The sequence below is a fragment of the Pseudomonas sp. GW822-FHT05A08 genome (genome assembly GCF_058800485.1).
In genome coordinates this window covers 3,884,941-3,905,099 of record NZ_CM179511.1, presented here as the reverse complement: position 1 = coordinate 3,905,099, position 20,159 = coordinate 3,884,941, and the positions used below count along the sequence as shown (strand labels likewise).

Below are 20,159 nucleotides of genomic sequence, written 5' to 3'. Positions count from 1 at the left end.
TCCATGAGCACACGACAACTGAAACTGGGCGCCCTGACCATGGGTGTCGGTGGCCCCGGCCGGCACAACCTGTGGCTGGACCCCGAATTGCCGGCCGACGCCAGCGTCAATATCGACTGGTACATCGACATTGCGCGCCAGGCCGAGGCGGCGTTGTTCGACCTGATCTTTATCGTGGACAGCCAGTTCATCACCCCGGGTTCGCCGCCCCATTACCTGAATCGCCTGGAACCGCTGACGCTGCTCTCGGCCCTGGCGGTGAGCACGCGGCATATCGGCCTGGTGGGCACGCTCACCACTTCCTATAACGAGCCGTTCAACGTCGCCCGCCGCCTGGCGTCGCTGGACCTGATCAGCAAAGGCCGCGCCGGCTGGAATGTGGTCACCAGCGGCGACGCCGGCACCGCCGGCAACTACGGGCGTGACGAGCACTACGACTACGACACCCGCTATGGCCGGGCCCGGGAGCATGTGCAGGTGGTGCAGGGCTTGTGGCAGTCCTGGGAGGACGACGCCTTTGTCCGGGATCGTGCCAGCGGGCGTTATTTCGACCCGGCCAAGCTGCATGCGCTGAATCACAAGGGCGAGCATTTTTCCGTGGTCGGGCCACTCAATCTGCAACGCTCGCCACAAGGTCAGCCGGTGATCTTCCAGGCGGGTGATTCCGAACAGGGGCGTGAGCTGGGCGCGGCGATTGCCGACGTGGTCTTCACCCATGCCCCGAGCCTGGAGCAGGGCCAGGCGTTCTACCGGGAAATCAAGGAGCGCGCGCTGCGCCAGGGCCGCGATCCCGAGCAGGTGCTGGTGCTGCCGGGGGCCGAGGTGTTCGTTAGCGATAGCGACGAGCAGGCGCGGGAGCTCGAACGCCATTATCACGCGGCCGATCACAGCTTCGAGCAGGCCCTGCTGGAGTTCGGCCGTTCCTTTGGCTGGCACGACTTCAGCCAGTACGAACTGGATGCACCTTTCCCGGCCCAGGCCCTGGAGTTCGCCCGCAGCAGCTTTTTCACGGTGGCCAAGCGCATCACCGATCGCGCGGTCAGCGAAGGGCTCAGCCTGCGCCAGGCGGTGCAAGCCTCCCGGCAATTGCGCCCGGGTGCCTTTGTCGGCAGCGCCGAAACCGTCGCGGCGAAGATGAGTGAGTGGTTCGAGGCGCGGGCCGTGGACGGTTTCAACATCTATATCGGCCACCCGGGGCAGTTTCGCCGGTTCACCGAGGAAGTAGTGCCCTTGCTCCAGGAGCGTGGGGTGTACCGCCGCGAATACCCGGGCAGCACCTTGCGCGAAAACCTCGGGCTGAGGATTCCGCGCAATCTGCGTTGATGCACAGAAACCCCAGATAGCCAGACAGTTTTTTACTCTCTAACAACCACAAAAATCATAATTTCGGCATTTCCCGCCTTCTCCCAGAATGCGTCCTACACCGCCCACGGCTGCCTACGTGGGATCACTCAACAGGGCGCAGACATGACAACCCATAAAACAATAATCGACACGCTTGTAGTGGGCGCCGGCCAAGCCGGCGTGGCCATGAGCGAACACCTGAGCCGCCTGGGCGTGCCGCACCTGGTGCTGGAGCGCAACCGTGTCGCCGAAGCCTGGCGCACCGGGCGCTGGGATTCGCTGGTGGCCAACGGCCCGGCCTGGCACGACCGCTTTCCGGGCCTGGAATTCGAAGGCCTGGACCCCGATGCCTTCGCCGGCAAGGACCAGGTCGCCGACTACTTCGAAACCTACGCCCGTAAATTCAACGCACCGATCCGCACTGGCGTCGAAGTCAGGAAAGTGGTGCGCAACACCGCCCGCCCGGGCTTCACCGTGGACACCAGCGACGGGGTGATCGAAGCCCGGCAAGTGGTGGTGGCCACCGGTCCGTTCCAGTGCCCGGTGATCCCGCCGATCGCCCCGCAGGATCAGCGTGTGCTGCAGATGCACTCGGCGGCCTACCGCAATCCGCAACAGCTGCCCGAAGGCGCGGTGCTGGTGGTGGGGGCGGGCTCTTCGGGGGTGCAGATCGCTGATGAGCTGCAACGCGCCGGCAAGCAGGTCTACCTCTCGGTCGGGGCCCATGACCGCCCGCCGCGGGCCTACCGCAACCGTGATTTCTGCTGGTGGCTGGGGGTGCTCGGCGAGTGGGATGCCGAGACCATGCAGCCGGGCAAGGAGCACGTGACCATCGCCGTCAGCGGCGCCCGTGGCGGGCATACCGTGGACTTCCGCCGGCTGGCCCACCAGGGCATGACCCTGGTTGGCCTGACCAAGGCCTTCGATAACGGCGTGGTCAGCTTCGAGGCCAACCTGGCCGAGAACATTGCCCGCGGCGACGAAAACTACCTGGCGCTGCTCGACGCCGCCGATGCCTACATCGCCCGCAACGGCCTGGACCTGCCGCAAGAGCCCGAAGCCCGGGTGATGCTGCCGGACCCGCCGTGCCTGACCCGGCCGATCCTCGAACTCGACCTGGCCAAGGCCAACGTCGCCACCATCATCTGGGCCACCGGTTATTCGGTGGACTACAGCTGGCTGCAGGTCGACGCCTTCAAGGACAACGGCAAGCCCCGGCACCAGCGCGGCGTGTCCAGCGAGCCCGGGGTCTATTTCGTCGGCCTGCCGTGGCTGTCGCGGCGCGGCTCGGCGTTTATCTGGGGCGTGTGGCACGACGCCCGGCACATCGCCGAGCACATCGTCAAACAGCGCATCTACTTCGATTATCGCGACGCCGCGCAGCGCCAAGCCGAGCGCGAATCCGCCACTCAACCCGCCAGCCGCATGGGAGCCCGCTGATGCCTACTCATACCCGCATCCGCATGTTCAACACCAAAGACACCTACCCGAACCAGAGCCTGGACAACGACCTGTGCCAGGCGGTGCGCGCCGGCAACACCGTGTATGTGCGCGGCCAGGTCGGCACCGACTTCAATGGCCAGCTGGTCGGCCTCGGCGACCCGCGGGCCCAGGCCGAGCAGGCCATGCGCAACGTCAAGCAACTGCTGGAAGAGGCTGGCAGCGACCTCAGCCATATCGTCAAGACCACCACCTACCTGATCGACCCGCGTTACCGTGAGCCGGTCTACCAGGAGGTCGGCAAATGGCTCAAGGGCGTGTTCCCGATCTCCACCGGACTGGTGGTCAGCGCCCTGGGCCAGCCGCAGTGGCTGATGGAAATCGACGTGATCGCGGTCATCCCCGAATAAGGAGTGCGCCATGACTTTCTCCATCGTCGGCCGCTGCGCCGAAACCGGCCAGCTGGGCATTGCCATCAGCTCGTCGAGCATCGCCGTCGGCGCCCGTTGCCCCTGGCTGCGCAGCGGCGTGGGCGCGGTGTCGAGCCAGAACATCACTTTGCCGGCCCTCGGCCCCCAGGTGCTCGACGGCCTGGGCGAAGGCCTGGAGCCGGCGCAGGCCCTGGACCAGGCGCTGACCCGCAACGGCTACAGCCAGTACCGCCAGGTGGCGGTGGTGGATGCCCGGGGGCGTACGGCGGTATTCAGTGGCAACCACGCACTGGGCATTAACAATGCCGTGGCCGGTGAGCAATGCGTGGCGGCCGGCAACCTGCTGGCCAACAGCGTGGTGATCGAGCGCATGGTCGAGGCCTTCGAAAGCAGCGAAGGCTGCCTGGCGGCGCGGCTGCTCAGCGCGTTGCAGGCCGGGCAGGACGCCGGGGGCGAGGCGGGCGCGGTGCATTCGGCGGCGCTGTCGGTGGTCGGCGAGCTGGTCTGGCCGATCGTCGACCTGCGGGTGGACTGGGCCGAGGCCAACCCCATCGGCGAGTTGCAGAAACTCTGGAGCGCCTACGAGCCGCAGTTGCAGGACTACCTGACCCGCGCCCTCAACCCGACCCTGGCGCCGAGCTACGGAGTGCCGGGCGATGAGTGAGCTGCGCAGCCGCGCCTTGCTGGCCAGGCTGGTGGGCTTTGCCACGGTCAGCCGCGATTCGAACCTGGCCTTGATCGAGTTCGTGCGCGACTACCTGCACGGCCTGGGCGTGAGCAGCGAGCTGATCTACAACGCCGAGCGGACCAAGGCCAACCTGCTGGCCAGCATCGGTCCGGCGGTGGAAGGCGGCATCGTGCTGTCCGGGCACACCGACGTGGTGCCGGTGGACGGCCAGCCCTGGACGCTCGAACCCTTCAGCCTGACCGAGCGTGACGGCAAGCTCTACGGGCGCGGCACCGCCGACATGAAAGGCTACCTGGCCTCGGTGCTGGCCGCGGTGCCGCTGTTTCTCGAAAGCCCGCTGCGCCGGCCGGTGCACCTGGCGTTCTCCTATGACGAGGAGGTCGGCTGCCTCGGCGTGCGCAGCCTGCTGGAAGTGCTGCCACAGCGCATCCCGCAACCGGCGCTGTGCCTGATCGGCGAGCCCACCGAGCTCAAACCGGTGCTCGGCCACAAGGGCAAGCTGGCCATGCGTTGCCATGTGCACGGCGCACCGTGCCACTCGGCCTATGCGCCTTATGGGGTCAACGCCATCGAGCAGGCGGCGCGGCTGATCGGCCGGCTGGGGGAGATCGGCCGGCGCCTGGCGGCCCCGGAGCATCACGACGCCCGCTTCGACCCGGCGTTCTCCACCGTGCAGGTCGGGGTGATCCAGGGCGGCACGGCGCTGAATATTGTCCCGGCCGACTGCCGCTTCGACTTCGAGGTGCGCGCCTTGCCGGCCTTCGAACCCCAGGCGGTGGTGGACGAACTGCAAGGCTATGCCGAACAGGAGCTGTTGCCGGCGATGCAGGCAGTCAAGGCCGATACGGCGATCCGCTTCGAAGCGATCTCGGCTTATCCAGGTTTGGCGACTGCTCCCGAAAGCGCCGCCGCGCAACGGGTGGCGAAGCTGTGCGGGAGCGATGCCTTCGGCACCGTGGCCTTTGGCACCGAAGGCGGATTGTTCGACCAGGCCGGCATCCCGGCGGTGGTCTGCGGCCCCGGCAGCATGGACCAGGGCCACAAGCCGGACGAGTTCGTCAGCGTCGAGCAGATGGCGGCCTGCGACCGCTTGATGGACCGCCTGGCCGAATACCTCTGCAAGCATTGATAACGATTTTTCAATAAAAACAAGGAATCCGCGGTGAAAGATTTCAACGAGTGGACAGCCCTGGCGCAGCGCCAACGCCTGATCGACAGCGCCTTTATCGACGGTGAGGCGTGCCAGGCCGAGAGCGGCGCGCGCTTCGATGTGGTCAACCCGGCCACCGAGAAACGCCTGGCCCAGGTGGCCGCCTGCGGTGCGGTCGAGGTCGACCGGGCGGTGCGCAGCGCCCGTCGTGCGTTCGAGCAGGGCCCCTGGGCCAGGATGGCGCCGGGCGAGCGTAAGGCGATTCTGCTGCGCCTGTCGCAGCTGATGCTGGAGCACCGCGATGAACTGGCCTTGCTCGACTCCCTGAGCATGGGCAAGCCGGTGATGGATGCCTGGAATATCGATGTGCCGGGCGCGGCCCATGTATTTGCCTGGTACGGCGAAAGCCTCGACAAGCTCTATGACCAGGTGGCGCCGAGCGCCAGCAATGTCCTGGCGACCATCACCCGAGTGCCGCTGGGAGTGATCGGAGCGGTGGTGCCGTGGAATTTCCCGTTGGACATGGCCGCCTGGAAGCTGGCCCCGGCCCTGGCCGCTGGCAACAGCGTGGTGCTCAAGCCGGCCGAGCAGTCGCCGTTCTCGGCCCTGCGCCTGGCCGAGCTGGCCATCGAAGCCGGCCTTCCCAGGGGCGTACTCAACGTGGTGCCGGGCCTGGGCGAGGAGGCCGGTCGCGCCCTGGGCCTGCACATGGAGGTGGATGCCCTGGTGTTCACCGGTTCCACCGAGGTCGGCAAGTACTTCATGCAGTACGCCGCGCAATCGAACCTCAAGCAGGTCTGGCTGGAGTGCGGCGGCAAGAGCCCGAACCTGGTGTTCGCCGATTGCCAGGACCTGGACCTGGCGGCCGAGAAAGCCGCGTTCGGCATCTTCTTCAACCAGGGCGAAGTCTGCTCGGCCAACTCGCGCCTGCTGGTGCAGCGCTCGATCGCCGATGGGTTCATCGAGCGCCTGGCGGCCAAGGCGCGCCAGTGGCAGCCGGGCAATCCGCTGGACCCGGCGAGCCGGGCCGGGGCCATTGTCGATGCGCGCCAGGCCCGGCGCATCAAACGGTACATCGAACAGGCCCAGGCCGAGGGCGCGCAGCTGGTGTGCGGCGGTCGGCAACTGAGCTTCGACGGCTCGAGCAACTTTATCGAGCCGACCATCTTCACGGGCGTGACCGCCGATATGACCCTGGCCCGCGAAGAGGTGTTCGGCCCGGTGCTGGCGGTCACGCTGTTCGACGACGAAGACCAGGCGGTGGCCCTGGCCAACCAGCACATCTATGGCCTGGCCGCTTCGCTGTGGACCGACGACCTCAATCGCGCGCATCGAGTGGCGCGGCGGCTGAATGCCGGGACCGTGTCGGTGAACACCGTCGATGCGCTGGATGTCACCGTGCCCTTTGGCGGCGGCAAGCAGTCGGGCTTCGGCCGCGACCTGTCGCTGCATTCGTTCGACAAGTACACCCAGCTGAAAACCACCTGGATTCAACTGCGCGGCTGAGGCCCCCGAAACGCGGCACCGATCTTCAAAAAAATAGAACAACAAGACGGAGCAACCGATGAACAGCAATGCAAGCGTGCAAACCGGCGCCCTGGCGCCGTCCGCGAGTCGCAAGAAACTCGGCCTCACCGCGCTGTTGGCGGTGGCCATCGGCCTGGTGGTCTCACAAGGCGTGATGGTGCTGATGCTGCAAGGCGTCGGCATGGCCGGCCTGGGCTTTATCGTGCCCCTGGGCCTGGCCTACCTGTTGGCCCTGAGCTATGCCTGTTCGTTCTCCGAACTGGCGCTGATGATCCCCCGCGCCGGCAGCCTGAGCACTTACACCGAGGTCGCCATCGGCCAGTTCCCGGCGATCCTGGCGACCTTTTCCGGCTACATAGTGGTGGCGATGTTCGCCTTGTCGGCCGAGCTGTTGCTGATTGAGTTCATCATCGACAAGGTCTACCCGCACTCCATGCCGCCGCTGACCGTGGCCCTGGGGGTACTGGCGCTGTTCACCGTGCTCAACCTGTTCAACATCGACATCTTCGCCCGCCTGCAGACGGTGCTGGCGGTGGTGATGACCGTGGTCCTGCTGGTGATGGGCCTGAGCGCGATGAACAGCGACATTGTCGTGCCCAACCCGACGCTGTTCGACAGCGCCCACTGGAACCCCCTGGGCCTGGGGGTGATCGCCCTGACGGCCATGGCGGTCTGGGGCTTCGTCGGCGCCGAGTTCGTCTGCCCGCTGGTGGAAGAAACCCGGCGTCCGGAGCGCAATATCCCGGGCTCGATGATGCTCGGCCTGACCATCATCTTCGTGATCATCAGCCTGTATGGCCTGGGCGCCTTGCTCACCGTGCCCCAGGCGGAACTGGCCAGCAACGGCCTGCCGCATTACCTGTTCGCCACCACGGTGTTCGGCGAGGCGGGCAAGGTGTTCCTGGTGACCGCCGCGATCACCGCCACCTGCAGCACCCTCAACAGTTCGCTGGCAGCGATCCCGCGCATGCTGTTCGGCATGGCTCGCAATGGCCAGGCCTTTGGCGTGTTCAAGCGCCAGGGCAAGCGCACCGGCGCGCCCTGGGTGGCGGTGCTGTTCATCGCCGCGGTCACTGGCCTGCCGTTGCTGCTGATGCACGACCATGCCGATGCGATCAACCAGCTGTTGCTCTCGGCGGCCCTGGCCTGGCTGCTGGCCTACATCATCACCCACGTCAATGTCATCGCCCTGCGCCGGCGCTACCCGCAGGTGGCGCGGCCGTTCCGCACGCCGTTCTACCCCTTGCCGCAGGTGTTCGGCATCGCCGGCATGCTGTTTGCGATCTGGAACGTGTCGCCCAGCCCGGAGATGACCTTTTCGATTTTTGCCTATGCGGGTCTCGTGCTGCTGATCGTCTCGATCATCGCCGTGCTGTGGATCAAGGGCGTGATGGGCAAGCCACTATTCAAGCCGGAGCCGCTGGCCAGCGTGCTCGGCACTCTCGATAAAAAACCGCAAGGAGACTCGCAATGACCGTTCAGATCAAACCCGTGCGCAGCACCGGCGACTACCAGGCCGCGGATGCCGCGCACCACATTCATGCGTTCCTCGATCAGAAGGCGCTGAACGCCGAAGGGCCGCGGGTGATCGTGCGCGGTGAGGGCCTGGCGCTCTGGGACAACGACGGCAAGCGCTACCTGGACGGCATGTCGGGCCTGTGGTGCACCAACCTCGGCTACGGTCGCAAGGACCTGGCCGCGGCCGCCAGTCAGCAGCTCGAGCAACTGCCGTACTACAACATGTTCTTCCACACCACCCACCCGGCGGTGGTCGAGCTGTCGGAGCTGCTGTTCAGCCTGCTGCCCGCGCACTACAGCCACGCGATCTACACCAACTCCGGCTCCGAGGCCAACGAGGTGCTGATCCGCACCGTGCGCCGCTACTGGCAGATCCTCGGCAAGCCGCAGAAGAAGATCATGATCGGCCGCTGGAACGGCTACCACGGCTCGACCCTCGGCGCCACGGCGCTGGGCGGGATGAAGTTCATGCACGACATGGGCGGGGTGATCCCGGACGTGGCGCACATCGACGAGCCGTACTGGTTCGCCCACGAAGGCGACCTGACCCCGGCCGAGTTCGGCCTGCGCGCTGCGCGGCAACTGGAGGAGAAGATCCTCGAACTGGGCGCCGAGAATGTCGCGGCCTTCGTCGCCGAGCCGTTTCAGGGCGCCGGCGGCATGATCTTCCCGCCAGAAAGCTACTGGCCGGAAATCCAGCGCATTTGCCGCCAGTACGACGTGCTGCTGTGCGCCGACGAAGTGATCGGCGGTTTCGGTCGTACCGGCGAGTGGTTCGCCCACCAGCATTTCGGCTTCGAGCCCGACACCCTGTCGATCGCCAAGGGCCTGACCAGCGGCTACATCCCCATGGGCGGTCTGATCCTCTCCAGGCGCATGGCTGAGGTACTGGTGGAGCAGGGCGGGGTGTTCGCCCACGGTCTGACCTATTCCGGCCATCCGGTGGCGGCGGCGGTGGCCATCGCCAACCTCAAGGCCCTGCGCGACGAAGGCATCGTCAGCCGGGTCAAGCACGAGACCGGGCCGTATCTGCAGCGCTGCCTGCGCGAGGTGTTCGACAACCATCCGTTGATTGGCGAAGTGCAGGGTGCAGGTCTGGTCGCCGCCTTGCAGTTCGCCGAAGACAAGGCCAGCCGCAAGCGCTTCGCCAACGAAAACGACATGGCCTGGCGTTGCCGCACCATCGGCTTCGAAGAGGGCCTGATCATCCGCTCGACCCTGGGCCGGATGATCATGGCCCCGGCCCTGGTGGCCAGCCACGCCGACATTGATGAACTGGTCGACAAGACCCGTACCGCCGTAGACAGGACCGCCCGCGAATACAGTCACCTGTAAGCCCAAAGCGGCCGGCGCGCGCGGGCGCGTCGGCCTATTCGAGGAACCGCTACATGTCCAGATCCTTGCGTTGCTGTGTTCCCTTTGCCCTGGCCCTGTTGTGCACCGCGGTTGCGGCCGCACCGCAGAGCCTCACCGTCATCTCCTTTGGCGGTGCCACCAAGCAGGCCCAGGACAAGGCCTACTTCCAGCCTTTCACCGCCAGCGGCGCAGGACGCGTGGTCGCCGGCGAATACAACGGTGAGCTGTCGAAAATCAAGGCCATGGTCGATGTCGGCCATACCAGCTGGGACGTGGTCGAAGTCGAAAGCCCGGAGCTGCTGCGTGGCTGTGACGAAGGCCTGTTCGAACGCCTCGACCCGGCGCGCTTTGGCGACCCGGCGCGGTTTGTGCCGGGGACCCTGAGCGAATGCGGGGTGGCCACCTATGTCTGGTCGATGGTCATGGCCTACGACCAGGACAAGCTGGCCAAGGCGCCGACCTCCTGGGCGGACTTCTGGAACGTCGCCGACTTCCCCGGCAAGCGCGGCTTGCGCAAGGGCGCCAAGTACACCCTGGAAATCGCCTTGCTCGCCGACGGGGTCAAGCCGGACCAGCTGTACCAGGTGCTAGGCACTCCCGAGGGCGTGACCCGGGCGTTCGCCAAGCTCGATCAGATCAAGGGCAATATCCAGTGGTGGGAGGCGGGCGCGCAGCCGCCGCAATGGCTGATCGCCGGGGACGTGGTGATGAGCGCGGCCTACAACGGGCGGATCGCCTCGGCGCAGAAGGAAGGCATGAAACTGAGCATCGTCTGGCCGCAAAGCCTGTACGACCCGGAGTACTGGGCGGTGGTCAAGGGCACGCCGAACAAGGCGCTGGCCGAAGACTTCATCGCCTTCGCCAGCCAGCCGCAGACCCAGAAGGTGTTCTCCGAGGAGATCCCCTACGGGCCGGTGCACCGTGACGCGCTGGCGCTGCTGCCGGCGGCGGTGCAACGGCAGCTGCCCACCGCCGAGGCCAACCTGGCCGGGGCGCGGGCGGTGGACGCGGAGTTCTGGGTGGACCATGGCGAGGAGCTGGAACAGCGCTTCAACGCCTGGGCGGCGCGCTGAGGTCAATGGCCGCCAGCTTCGTAAAGGAGGGCACCCGCTCTTTGTAGGAGCCAGCTTGCTGGCGATAGAGGCAACGCGGTGTGCCTGATGCGACGCTTCGCGAGCAAGCTGCGCTCCTACAGATGCAGATTGGGTATTGGCCGCGATCCCGGGGCTGGCCCATAACCTGTTCAACCCTGGATAGGCGTGTTGCATTGGCCGCATCGCCGGCAAGCCGGCTTCGGTTATACCTGGGGTGCTATTTCAACCACGCAGCGAACTGTTCCTTGCAGTAATCGACGAACAACTGCGCAGGCTTGGTCAGCTGCGCCCGTTTCAGCCAGCCGGCCACCAGCGCCGAGCCGGTGACATCCTCGGCAATCTCCACACAGACCACTTCCTGGCCGTCATAGGTGCTGTTGCCATGAGGCCTGGTCACCAGCAAGGCAAAGCCGAACCCCTGGCCGACCATGCCGCGCACCATCTCGATCGACGGCGAGCCGAAGACGATATTCGGCGTCAGTTGCAACTCCTCGAAGATGCTCACGAAGTAGGTGCGGCTGGGCTGCACATCCAGCAGGATCATCGGCTCCAGGACCAGGTCGCGCAGCGACACCTGGGACTGCCCGGCAAAGCGGTGCCCGGCCGGCACCAGGGCATACGGCCGTTGCGGCGCCATCAGCGCCTCGGTTTCGATGGTGCTGTCCAGGTCGTGCTCGTAGAAGATCGCCAGGTCGAAGCGCCCGCCGGTCAACCCCTGCACCAGCTCCTGCTGCTCGCCGTCCTGCAGGCGGATCTCCACCCCCGGAAAACGCTGGCGAAAGCCGGCGATCAGCCGTGGCAGGTAGAGCGGGGCGACCGTCTCGAAGCAACCGATATCGATCTGCCCGCACACCACATCGTTGTCGGCCAGGGCGTTTTGCTCGAACTCGTGGGCCATGCGCAGCAGTTCCTGGGCCTTGCGGTAGAAACGCGCGCCACCCGGGGTCAGGGACACGCCCTGGGCGTGATGACGGATCAGCAACTGCACGCCGAAGCTGTCTTCCAGGCCCTTGACCGCGGTGGAGATCGACGGCTGGGCGATATACAGCTTGCGCGACGCCTCGGCGACGCTGCCACATTCGACGGTGGTGACGAAATACTTCAATTGACGCAAGGAATAGGACGCCACAGTGCACCTCTGGCCGATGGTTTTGCTCCACGATACCCGCTCCGCGGGCCGGCGCTGCAGCGGATTTTGCTCGGCAGTGGGGATATTTTCGCTGGGTAGGCCGCAGTGCCGCAAAGGCTTGCGGGTAGAGGTACAGCTTCCAGGTGCCGCCTGGACATGTAGGACTTTTACTTCAAGTAGGGTAGGAGAAATCCAGGTGTACTGGTTATATATCCAGTATTCTCAGGCGATTCCTCTGCCAGTGTGATGCGGAACGAAAAATGGGTGCGTGGACAGAAAATCCAGCTCGGTTAATTTGAAGACCTCTCCTTTGGAAAGGGAGAGTTTCTTAAATCAATGGAGCAATAAACATGAACAAACCACAAACCCAATCACCGCTTCGCCACGGTCGCGTCACCTCCCCAGCCTCCCGCGGCGCAGTCGCCATCGACCTGGGCCTGTTGGGCGGTTGGCAGGTCAATGAGATGGAAGGCGGCAAGAACTTCCCGGCCCTGGCCGCGGGTCCGTTCCCTGCACCGTTCAACACGGACAACCCAAGCGACGTGCCGCCGGCCGATGGCTTCATCCTCAGCGGTGGCAAGACCGATGCCCGGGACTGCGTCAACTTCACCGATGAGGAGATGAGCAAGAAGCTCGGCCGCGCCTTCACCTGGCCGACGCTCAACGTCAACCCCGGTCAGATCTTCAAGGTGACCTGGCAGTACACCGCACCGCATACCACCCGTGGTTATCGCTGGCTGATCACCAAGGACGGCTGGGATCCGAAACAGCGCATCACCCGCGCCCAACTGGATGCTCAACCTTTCGCCGAGGACTTCTATCCGCAGGTGCCTTACTACAGCCATGCCGGCGAACTGAAGGCCAAGGTCGATCACGAAGTGAAGCTGCCAGCCAATAAAAAGGGCCGTCACGTGATTGTCCTGATGTGGATCGTGGCCAATACCGGCAACGCCTTCTATCAGGCCTTCGACGTCGACTTCAAATAAGTCTGCGGATCGTCCAAACGTTCTGAAGGATTAGAACATGTCAAAGATTGACTTTACCCAACTGAAAACGACGCAGGATGATGCCGCGTCGCGGATGCCGAGCCTGGATGGCAAGAAAATCCTCATGGGCTACTGGCACAACTGGCCGGCCGGCCCCTCGGACGGCTACCAGCGCGGGCAGTTTGCCAATATGAACCTGGAGGATGTGCCCCGGGACTACAACGTGGTGGCCGTGGCGTTCATGAAAGGCAGCGGTATTCCGACGTTCAAGCCGTACAACCTGTCCGATGCCGAGTTTCGTCGCCAGGTGGGCGTGCTGAACAGCCAGGGCAGGGCGGTGCTGATGTCCCTGGGGGGCGCCGACGCTCATATCGCGTTGAACCCGGGCCACGAACAGCCCCTGGCCAATGAAATCATCCGCCTGGTGGAAACCTACGGCTTTGACGGGCTGGACATCGATCTTGAACAGAGTGCGATTGACTCTGCCAGCAACAAGATCGTCCTGCCGGCCGCGTTGAAGCTGGTCAAGGATCACTATGCTGCCGAGGGCAAGCATTTCATCATCAGCATGGCGCCGGAGTTCCCCTACCTGACCGCTGCCGGTCGATACGTCGACTACCTCAAGGCGCTGGAAGGCTACTACGACTTCATCGCGCCGCAGTTCTACAACCAGGGCGGCGATGGCCTCTGGGTTCAGGAGGCCAACAACGGCAAGGGAGCCTGGATCGCCCAGAACAACGACGCCATGAAAGAGGACTTCCTCTATTACCTGACCGAAAGCCTGGTGAGTGGTACTCGCGGTTTCACCAGGATTGCCGCTGACAAATTCGTCATTGGCCTGCCCGCCAACGTCGATGCCGCGGCCACCGGATACGTGGTCAACCCGGCGGCCGTTGCCAATGCGTTCAAACGCCTCCATGCCAAAGGGCTGTCGATCAAGGGCCTGATGACCTGGTCGGTCAACTGGGACAATGGGTTCAACAAGGACCACGTGCCCTACAACCAGGAGTTCAGCCGGCGCTACGGGCCGTTGATCAACGGTGGCAAGCTGTCCTCCTCGACGCAGGAGGAGCCCCACCCGCAGAGCGCCCACTAGCATTCGGTCAAGGAGACCTCCGGCAGACGTGCCGGATGCTCGACAGTCAAGCCTTTTGACTTGATCGCTGAGGGCAAGCAATGAAAATCCGATGTCGCAAGGCATCGGATTTTTTTGGCTTTCAAGATGGGGGCCGTCCACCAGGTCCTGGCAGAGGACGGCAGCGTGGAGGGCCCGACTATCGGGCCATTGCAGCTGCTGCGCATCAGTGCCAGCGACATGCTTGCGCAGGCGCTCAACTGATGAAGATGATCTTCGACACCAGTTCTGCGCTGTTCTTGGCCTGAAGTTTCTTCATCAGCCGGGCGCGGTGGACTTCCACGGTGCGGTGGGAAATGCCCAGCTTGCGCGCCACTTCCTTGCAGGTCAGGCCATTGACGATATGCAGCGAGATTTCCCGTTCGCGCGGGGTCAACTGGATCATCGGCGCCGGTTGGCGGTCCAGGCGCTCGAAATGCCAGACCATCAGCTTGAACGGGTCCTCGGCCGTCAGGGAAAAACCGTGGGCGCGGGCCCAGAACACCTCGCCGTTGCGATGCTGCATGAAGCGTTCGTCGGAGTAGAAGGTGCCGGGTCCGTTGCGCAGCCAGTGCTCGCTGCGTTCGCCGATGCTCTGGTAGTCGGCCTGGGAGGGGTACAACAGCAGGGTCAGGTGGCCTTGCAAGTGTTCGCGCTCGTAGCCGAACAGGCGTACGAAGGCCTGGTTGCAGTCGAGCATCCGGCGATGTCCGGTGATCATCTGCGGTGCGGGGGAAACCTGGAAGGCCAGGCGCTCGAGGTCCTGGAATTGCTGGGCGTGTAGGGTCATCAGGCATCCTGCCTCGGGTTTATCGGCGCGCCCCTTTTTTGGGGGGCGGGGGACTACTTACTGCCGTACGTAGTTCCCCCAACTAGCGTGTGATTCGGGTGTTGAATCATTGTATGGAATACCCGCTTCAAGGAAGAAGAAAATCACATGGTTCACGATTCCGTATCCATCGTCGCTGCCGCCCATAGTCCTTTCGGTCGTCTGGACGGCCTGAACCTCGAGGACCTGATCGTCCAGGTTACCCGCGAGGCCCTGGCAGACGCTGAGATCGAGGCTGCACAAATCGACGCGCTGTTTCTCGGGCACTTCAACTCCGGCCTGGTGGCGGACGGTTTTCCCGCCTCGCTGATGCTCCAGGCCGATCCGCAACTGCGCTTCAAGCCCGCCACTCGCTGCGAGAACGCCTGCGCCTCCGGTTCGGCGGCGATCCAGGCCGGGATCAACGCGATCCGCAGCGGCGCCGCCGAACTGGTACTGGTGGTCGGCGCGGAGAAAATGACCGGCAACAGCACCGTCGAGGTCACCCGGGCCCTGGCCGGCGCCGGCTACCAGAACGCCCTCCAGGAGGCCGGCATGAGTTTCGCCCAGCTTTTTGGCCGGGTGGCGCAGCAGTACGCCGACCGTTACCACAACCCGTTGTCCTCAATGGCCATGATCGCGGTGAAAAACCATGCCAATGCCATGGCCAACCCCCTGGCGCAGATGCACCGCGTGATGGATTTTGAACATTGCAACAACGTTTCCCAGGGCAACCCGTTGATCGCACCGCCACTGCGCCTGACCGACTGCTCGTTGATCAGTGACGGTGCGGCGGCGATCATCCTGGCCTCGCCCCAGCGCGCCCGTTCGATGCGACGTCAGGTGGCGATTCGTGCCATGACCCAGGTGAACGATTTCCTGCCCTTGTCGAGCCGTGACATGCTGGCCTTCGAGGGGCCGCGACGGGCCATCCACGGGGCCCTGCGCCAGGCCGGCGTGACCCTCGGCGACCTGAGTTTCGCTGAGGTACACGACTGCTTCACCATCGCTGAATTGCTGATCTACGAAGCCATGGGCCTGGCGCCCAGGGGCGAGGGGCACCGGGCCCTCGACGACGGCACCGTGCGCCAGGGCGGACGCCTGCCGGTGAACCTGTCCGGCGGGCTCAAGGCCAAGGGGCATCCGGTGGGGGCCACCGGGGTATCGATGCATGCCCTGGGCTTTGCCCAACTGATCGGCAAACCCATCGGCCTGGGTGTGCCCGGTGCCGAGTTCGGCTTGCTGTTCAACATGGGCGGCATGGCGGTGGCCAACTACGCCAGCGTCCTGCAAGCGGTCAAGGTCTGAGGATGAACATCGCCCATTGGCTGCGCGATGCGGCCCAGCGCTGGCCGCGGCGGGGAGCTCTGTTCGAGGGCCGCCGCCAGGTCGCCGACTACCAGGCGTTTGCCGAGCAGGCCAGGGCACGCGCCCTGCAACTGCGCCATGAGTACGGCATCGAGCCTGGCGACCGAGTGGCGCTGCTGCTGAAGAACAGCTGCGGTTATCTCGAACTGTTGTACGCCATCTGGTGGAGTGGGGCGGTGGCGGTTCCGATCAACAGCAAGCTGCATGCACTGGAAGCCGCCTGGATTGCCGGCAATGCCGGGGCCCGGCTGATCTACACCGATGAGGGCCAGAGCTTCGATACCGCGACCCTGCCGGCCGGCTGCCGCGAACTGGCCGCGCCCGGGCTGGCCGTGCAAGGCCGGGTGCCGGGTGATGAACTGGTAGAGCCGCACCTGCGGGAGGACAGCGACCTGGCCTGGCTGTTCTACACCTCCGGGACCACTGGGCGCCCCAAGGGGGTGATGTTGTCCCATGGCAACCTGATCGCCATGTCCTTGTGCTATCCGCTGGACGTGGATCCGGTGGCCGCTGATGACGCCGTGGTCTATGCCGCGCCGATGTCTCACGGCGCCGGCCTCTACAACTTCATCCATGTGCGCTGTGGCGCGCGGCATGTGGTGCCGACGTCCCAGGGGTTCCAGGCGGCGGAATTGTTCGAGCTGGCGCAGGCGCTGGGCCAGGTCAGCCTGTTTGCCGCGCCGACCATGCTCAAGCGCATGGTGCAGCAGGCCCGGCAGCAGGGCTATTGCGGCGAAGGGATCAAGACCATCGTCTACGGCGGCGGCCCGATGTACCTGGCGGATCTCGCCCAGGCTCTGGACACCTTCGGCCCGCGGCTGGTGCAGATCTACGGCCAGGGCGAATGCCCAATGACCATCAGCGCCCTGTCCAGGGAGACCATTGCCGACCGCGGCCATGCTGACTGGCCGACCATTGCTGCCTCGGTAGGGCGTGCCCACGCCTGCGTTGAGGTGCGCGTGGTGGATACGGCGGGCCAACCCCAGGCTGCCGGGGAGAGGGGGATAATCGCCGTGCGCGGGGCTGTGGTGATGCAGGGGTACTGGGATAATCCGCAAGCCACCCGGGAGGCCCTGGTGGACGGCTGGCTGCTCACCGGTGACATCGGTTTCCTGAATGACCGGGGTTACCTGACTCTGACCGATCGCAGCAAGGATGTGATCATCTCCGGCGGCAGCAACATCTACCCGCGGGAAGTCGAGGAAGTGCTGATCCAGCACCCCGAGGTATTCGAAGTGTGTGTGGTGGGGGAGGCCGACCCGCAGTGGGGCGAGTCGGTGGTGGCCTTCGTGGTCCTGCGTTCGCCCGGCAACCTCGACGCGCAGGCGCTCAACCATTGGTTCCTGGCGCGCATGGCCTCGTTCAAAAAGCCGAAGAAGTACCTGTTTTGCGCCGAGCTGCCCAAGAACAGCTATGGCAAGATTCTCAAGACCCGCTTGCGCCAGTGGTTGCAGGACCCCACCGGGCCCTTGAGCAACCTCTGAAGCGCGGCATTTCATGGATAGCACTACGACAGGAGTCCCCACGATGGGCGTGCCACCTTCCAACCCCCAGCGCCAGCGGCGCCGGGCCTTCATCGGCGCCACTTCCGGCCACTTGATCGAGTGGTACGACTATGGCGTCTACGGTTTCCTGGCCTTGTACATCGGCAAGGCCTTCTTCGTTTCCGACGATCCCACCAGCAGCCTTCTGGCAAGCTTCGCAGCCTTTGCCCTGAGCTTCTTCATCCGGCCCCTGGGCGGCCTGTTCTTCGGCCCCCTGGCCGACAAGATCGGCCGACGCAAGACCCTGATCACGGTGCTGGTGATGATGGCCGGCTCCACCTGCCTGCTGGGCCTGTTGCCGACCTACGCCAGCATCGGCATCGCCGCGCCGGTGATCCTGGTGCTGGTCCGCTGTGTGCAGGGTTTCTCTGCCGGTGGCGAGATCGGCACCATCACCAGCTTCATTTCCGAATACGCCAGCCCCGGGCGCCGGGGATTCGCCACCTGCTGGCTGATGGTCACCGCTGTGCTCGGCCTGCTCCTGGGCGGCGCCGTGGCCAACGGCATGACTTGGGCCCTGGGCGCCGAACTGATGCAGGACTGGGGCTGGCGGATCCCGTTCCTGATCGCAGGTCCCCTGGGCTTCATCTCGCTGTATATCCGCCTGAAGCTGGAGGACAGCCCGGAGTTCCTGGCCCTGGTGCAGGCCGGGCAGACCTCCAAGGCGCCGCTGCGGGAGGTCTGGCAGTGGAAGCGCTCGATCGCCCTGGTGTTCTTCATCATTACCCTGCACAGCTCGATCTTCTACCTGGTGCTGACCTTCGCCTCGACCTACATGTCCAACACCCTCAAGTTCGACAGCGGCACCACCTTGCTCTATGTATTCGTCGCCAGCCTCTCGGCGGCGGTGGTCATGCCCTTCGGCGGCACCTTCACCGATCGCTACGGGCGCAAGCCGTTCCTGATGGTGATCGGTACCCTGGCGACCCTGGCCATGTACTGGTTCTTCAAGACAGCGCCCAACGCGACCCCGGCCACCTTGTTCTGGCCGCTGATGGCCGTGGCGATCCTGTTCGGGCTCTATGCGTCCTCGACCTACGCCCTGATGAGCGAGCTGCTGCCGACCCGCATCCGCTCCACCGGCATCGCCGTGGCCTACAACATCCCGGTGGCGGTGTTCGGCGGCAGCGCGCCGCTGATTTCCACCTGGCTGATCAAGCTCACTGGCGACATCACCGCGCCCTGGTACTTCTACGTGGCGACCGGGATCGCGTCGCTGCTGGCCCTGGTAGTGCTGCGCAAGGAGGACTTCGTCGCCTGTACCCACGACGTCCGGCACCAGGGGCATGGGGCAGCGCAACTCCTGGTCAATCCGCAAGCTTAAGCCCACCTGTCAGCGCCGGCCCCGGCCGACTGGCGTCACCCGGCCGCGTATCGCGGCCTGGCGGCCAGGACGTCGGTATGGGTCAGTGGTGGGCAATGGCGTCGGGCGGGTCGAGCGCATAGCTGCAACGCTCGGTGTCAGCACGGAAACAGGAAAGTCTCGCGAGCGGCCAGTCAGGACTGGCCCTTTTGCCTATGGCAGACGATCCGGTTTGTGTAGGGATCAAAGGCTATCGGGGTCGCCGAAGAACATCTGAATCCGCGAGCGCAGCCAGCGTTCGCCCGGGTCGTTGTCCTGGGAGCCGCGCCAGGCCATATGCAGTTCGAAGGTGCGCACCGGCAGGGGCGGGTCTTCGGCGCGCACGCCGCCGGCGGCGGTCAGGGCTTCGGCGGTGTAGTCCGGCACGGTGGCGACGATGTCGGTGCCGGTGAGCAGGGTGCTCAGGCCGTTGAACTGCGGCACCGCGAGCACCACGTGACGCTTGCGCCCGAGTTTTTCCAGTTCTTCATCGATAAAACCACTGAGGTCGCCGGCGAACGACACCAGGGCGTGGGGGCGGGCGCAGAAGTCATCGAGGCTCAGGGCGCCGGGCATGCTGTCGGCCCGCAGCAGCTTGGGCAGGCTGCGGCGCAGCACCTTGCGCTTGGCGTTGGCCGGCAGGTCCTGGGTGTAGCTGACGCCGATGGAGATCTCGCCGGAGGCCAGCAGGGCCGGCATCAGCAGGTAGTTGGCGCGGCGCACCACCAGCACGATCCCCGGCGCTTCGGCGCGCAGGCGCTTGAGCAGCATCGGCAGCAGGGCGAACTCGACGTCGTCGGACAGGCCGATGCGGAACACCGCGGTGCTGGTCGCCGGGTCGAACTCGGCGGCGCGGCTGACCGCGGTGGAGATCGAGTCGAGGGCGGGCGAGAGCAGGGCGAAGATTTCCACCGCCCGGGCCGACGGCTCCATGCTGCGCCCGGTGCGCACGAACAGCGGATCGTCGAACAGGCTGCGCAGGCGCGACAGCGCCGCACTGATGGCCGGCTGGCCGAGGAAGAGTTTCTCCGCCGCCCGGGTCACGCTGCGTTCATGCATTAATGTTTCGAACACGATCAACAGGTTCAGGTCGACACGACGCAGGTCATTACGATTCATCTTGAGTCCTGGCAGAGTCAGCAAACTTGACGAGAGCGGCCATATGAGAACAATGGCCGGCATGAATCTTACGGGGAAAGGCTGCTACTCTGCACCGGCTAATTGTTTTTTCCTGTAAGGAACCCTTCGCTCCGGCACGCTGTTTCCCCGTTGTTGCAGGTGCTGCGGAATCAATGACAGGCATGTCGACTATTAATAGTC

16 protein-coding genes and 1 pseudogene are annotated in these 20,159 nt (G+C 64.9%); 14 read left to right on the top strand and 3 right to left on the bottom strand.

The features are described from left to right. Positions 1–3: 3 nt before the first annotated feature. From AC3RCP_RS17390 to AC3RCP_RS17350, 9 genes are all read left to right on the top strand, one after another. The gene (locus AC3RCP_RS17390) at positions 4–1,323 is read left to right on the top strand and encodes an LLM class flavin-dependent oxidoreductase (protein WP_087090689.1); all 1,320 of its coding nucleotides are present in this window, start codon (positions 4–6) and stop codon (positions 1,321–1,323) included. A 144-nt stretch (positions 1,324–1,467) separates the two neighbouring features. Continuing rightward, positions 1,468–2,784: a flavin-containing monooxygenase gene (locus AC3RCP_RS17385; protein ID WP_492571304.1), complete on the top strand. Its 1,317-nt coding sequence runs from the start codon at positions 1,468–1,470 to the stop codon at positions 2,782–2,784. Next, positions 2,784–3,194, top strand: coding sequence for a RidA family protein (locus tag AC3RCP_RS17380; RefSeq protein WP_007924833.1), 411 nt, complete (start codon positions 2,784–2,786; stop codon positions 3,192–3,194). Before AC3RCP_RS17385 ends, AC3RCP_RS17380 begins: the two co-directional genes overlap by 1 nt. A 10-nt stretch (positions 3,195–3,204) precedes the next feature. Beyond that, positions 3,205–3,879 (top strand): DUF1028 domain-containing protein, encoded by a 675-nt coding sequence (locus AC3RCP_RS17375; RefSeq protein WP_492571305.1) that lies wholly within the window; start codon positions 3,205–3,207, stop codon positions 3,877–3,879. Beyond that, on the top strand, positions 3,872–5,032 hold the full coding sequence (gene argE, locus AC3RCP_RS17370; RefSeq protein ID WP_492571306.1) for an acetylornithine deacetylase: 1,161 nt from the start codon (positions 3,872–3,874) through the stop codon (positions 5,030–5,032). Before AC3RCP_RS17375 ends, argE begins: the two co-directional genes overlap by 8 nt. Positions 5,033–5,065: 33 nt before the next feature. Further along, complete coding sequence (locus AC3RCP_RS17365) at positions 5,066–6,559, top strand: aldehyde dehydrogenase (RefSeq protein WP_492571307.1); 1,494 nt, start codon at positions 5,066–5,068, stop codon at positions 6,557–6,559. A 58-nt stretch (positions 6,560–6,617) separates the two neighbouring features. Continuing rightward, entirely contained in the window at positions 6,618–8,054 is a 1,437-nt protein-coding gene (locus AC3RCP_RS17360) for an APC family permease (RefSeq protein ID WP_492571308.1), read from the top strand. After that, a complete protein-coding gene (locus AC3RCP_RS17355) occupies positions 8,051–9,433 on the top strand; it encodes an aspartate aminotransferase family protein (RefSeq protein WP_492571309.1) in 1,383 nt (460 codons plus the stop codon). The genes AC3RCP_RS17360 and AC3RCP_RS17355 overlap by 4 nt, the downstream gene beginning before the upstream one ends. Positions 9,434–9,486: 53 nt before the next feature. After that, on the top strand, positions 9,487–10,527 hold the full coding sequence (locus AC3RCP_RS17350; RefSeq protein WP_007924822.1) for an ABC transporter substrate-binding protein: 1,041 nt from the start codon (positions 9,487–9,489) through the stop codon (positions 10,525–10,527). A 238-nt stretch (positions 10,528–10,765) separates the two neighbouring features. Here the strand turns inward: AC3RCP_RS17350 and AC3RCP_RS17345 are convergent, their stop codons facing one another. Then, the gene (locus tag AC3RCP_RS17345; protein WP_087090699.1) at positions 10,766–11,677 is read right to left on the bottom strand and encodes a LysR substrate-binding domain-containing protein; all 912 of its coding nucleotides are present in this window, start codon (positions 11,675–11,677) and stop codon (positions 10,766–10,768) included. Positions 11,678–12,027: 350 nt separating this feature from the next. On the opposite strand from AC3RCP_RS17345, the gene AC3RCP_RS17340 reads away from it, so the two are divergent. Together AC3RCP_RS17340 and AC3RCP_RS17335 are read left to right on the top strand one after the other, a co-directional pair. After that, positions 12,028–12,663 (top strand): lytic polysaccharide monooxygenase auxiliary activity family 9 protein, encoded by a 636-nt coding sequence (locus AC3RCP_RS17340; RefSeq protein WP_101338147.1) that lies wholly within the window; start codon positions 12,028–12,030, stop codon positions 12,661–12,663. A 37-nt stretch (positions 12,664–12,700) separates the two neighbouring features. After that, positions 12,701–13,711 (top strand): annotated as a pseudogene (locus AC3RCP_RS17335) (chitinase); the annotation flags it as partial. A gap of 283 nt (positions 13,712–13,994) precedes the next feature. On the opposite strand, the gene AC3RCP_RS17330 reads toward AC3RCP_RS17335, so the two are convergent. After that, positions 13,995–14,567, bottom strand: a complete 573-nt coding sequence (locus AC3RCP_RS17330) for a LuxR C-terminal-related transcriptional regulator (RefSeq protein ID WP_007924818.1) — start codon at positions 14,565–14,567, stop codon at positions 13,995–13,997. A gap of 147 nt (positions 14,568–14,714) precedes the next feature. Here AC3RCP_RS17330 and AC3RCP_RS17325 point away from each other — a divergent pair, with 147 nt between their 5' ends. The 3 genes from AC3RCP_RS17325 to AC3RCP_RS17315 are packed head-to-tail and all read left to right on the top strand — an operon-like array spanning position 14,715 to position 18,821. After that, positions 14,715–15,893, top strand: a complete 1,179-nt coding sequence (locus AC3RCP_RS17325; RefSeq protein WP_492571310.1) for an acetyl-CoA acetyltransferase — start codon at positions 14,715–14,717, stop codon at positions 15,891–15,893. A gap of 2 nt (positions 15,894–15,895) precedes the next feature. After that, positions 15,896–17,437, top strand: a complete 1,542-nt coding sequence (locus AC3RCP_RS17320; RefSeq protein ID WP_492571311.1) for a class I adenylate-forming enzyme family protein — start codon at positions 15,896–15,898, stop codon at positions 17,435–17,437. Positions 17,438–17,480: 43 nt separating this feature from the next. Continuing rightward, positions 17,481–18,821 (top strand): MFS transporter, encoded by a 1,341-nt coding sequence (locus tag AC3RCP_RS17315; protein ID WP_492571312.1) that lies wholly within the window; start codon positions 17,481–17,483, stop codon positions 18,819–18,821. A 222-nt stretch (positions 18,822–19,043) separates the two neighbouring features. On the opposite strand, the gene AC3RCP_RS17310 is transcribed toward AC3RCP_RS17315, so the two are convergent. Next, positions 19,044–19,958, bottom strand: a complete 915-nt coding sequence (locus AC3RCP_RS17310) for a LysR family transcriptional regulator (RefSeq protein ID WP_007924813.1) — start codon at positions 19,956–19,958, stop codon at positions 19,044–19,046. Positions 19,959–20,159 lie beyond the last annotated feature (201 nt).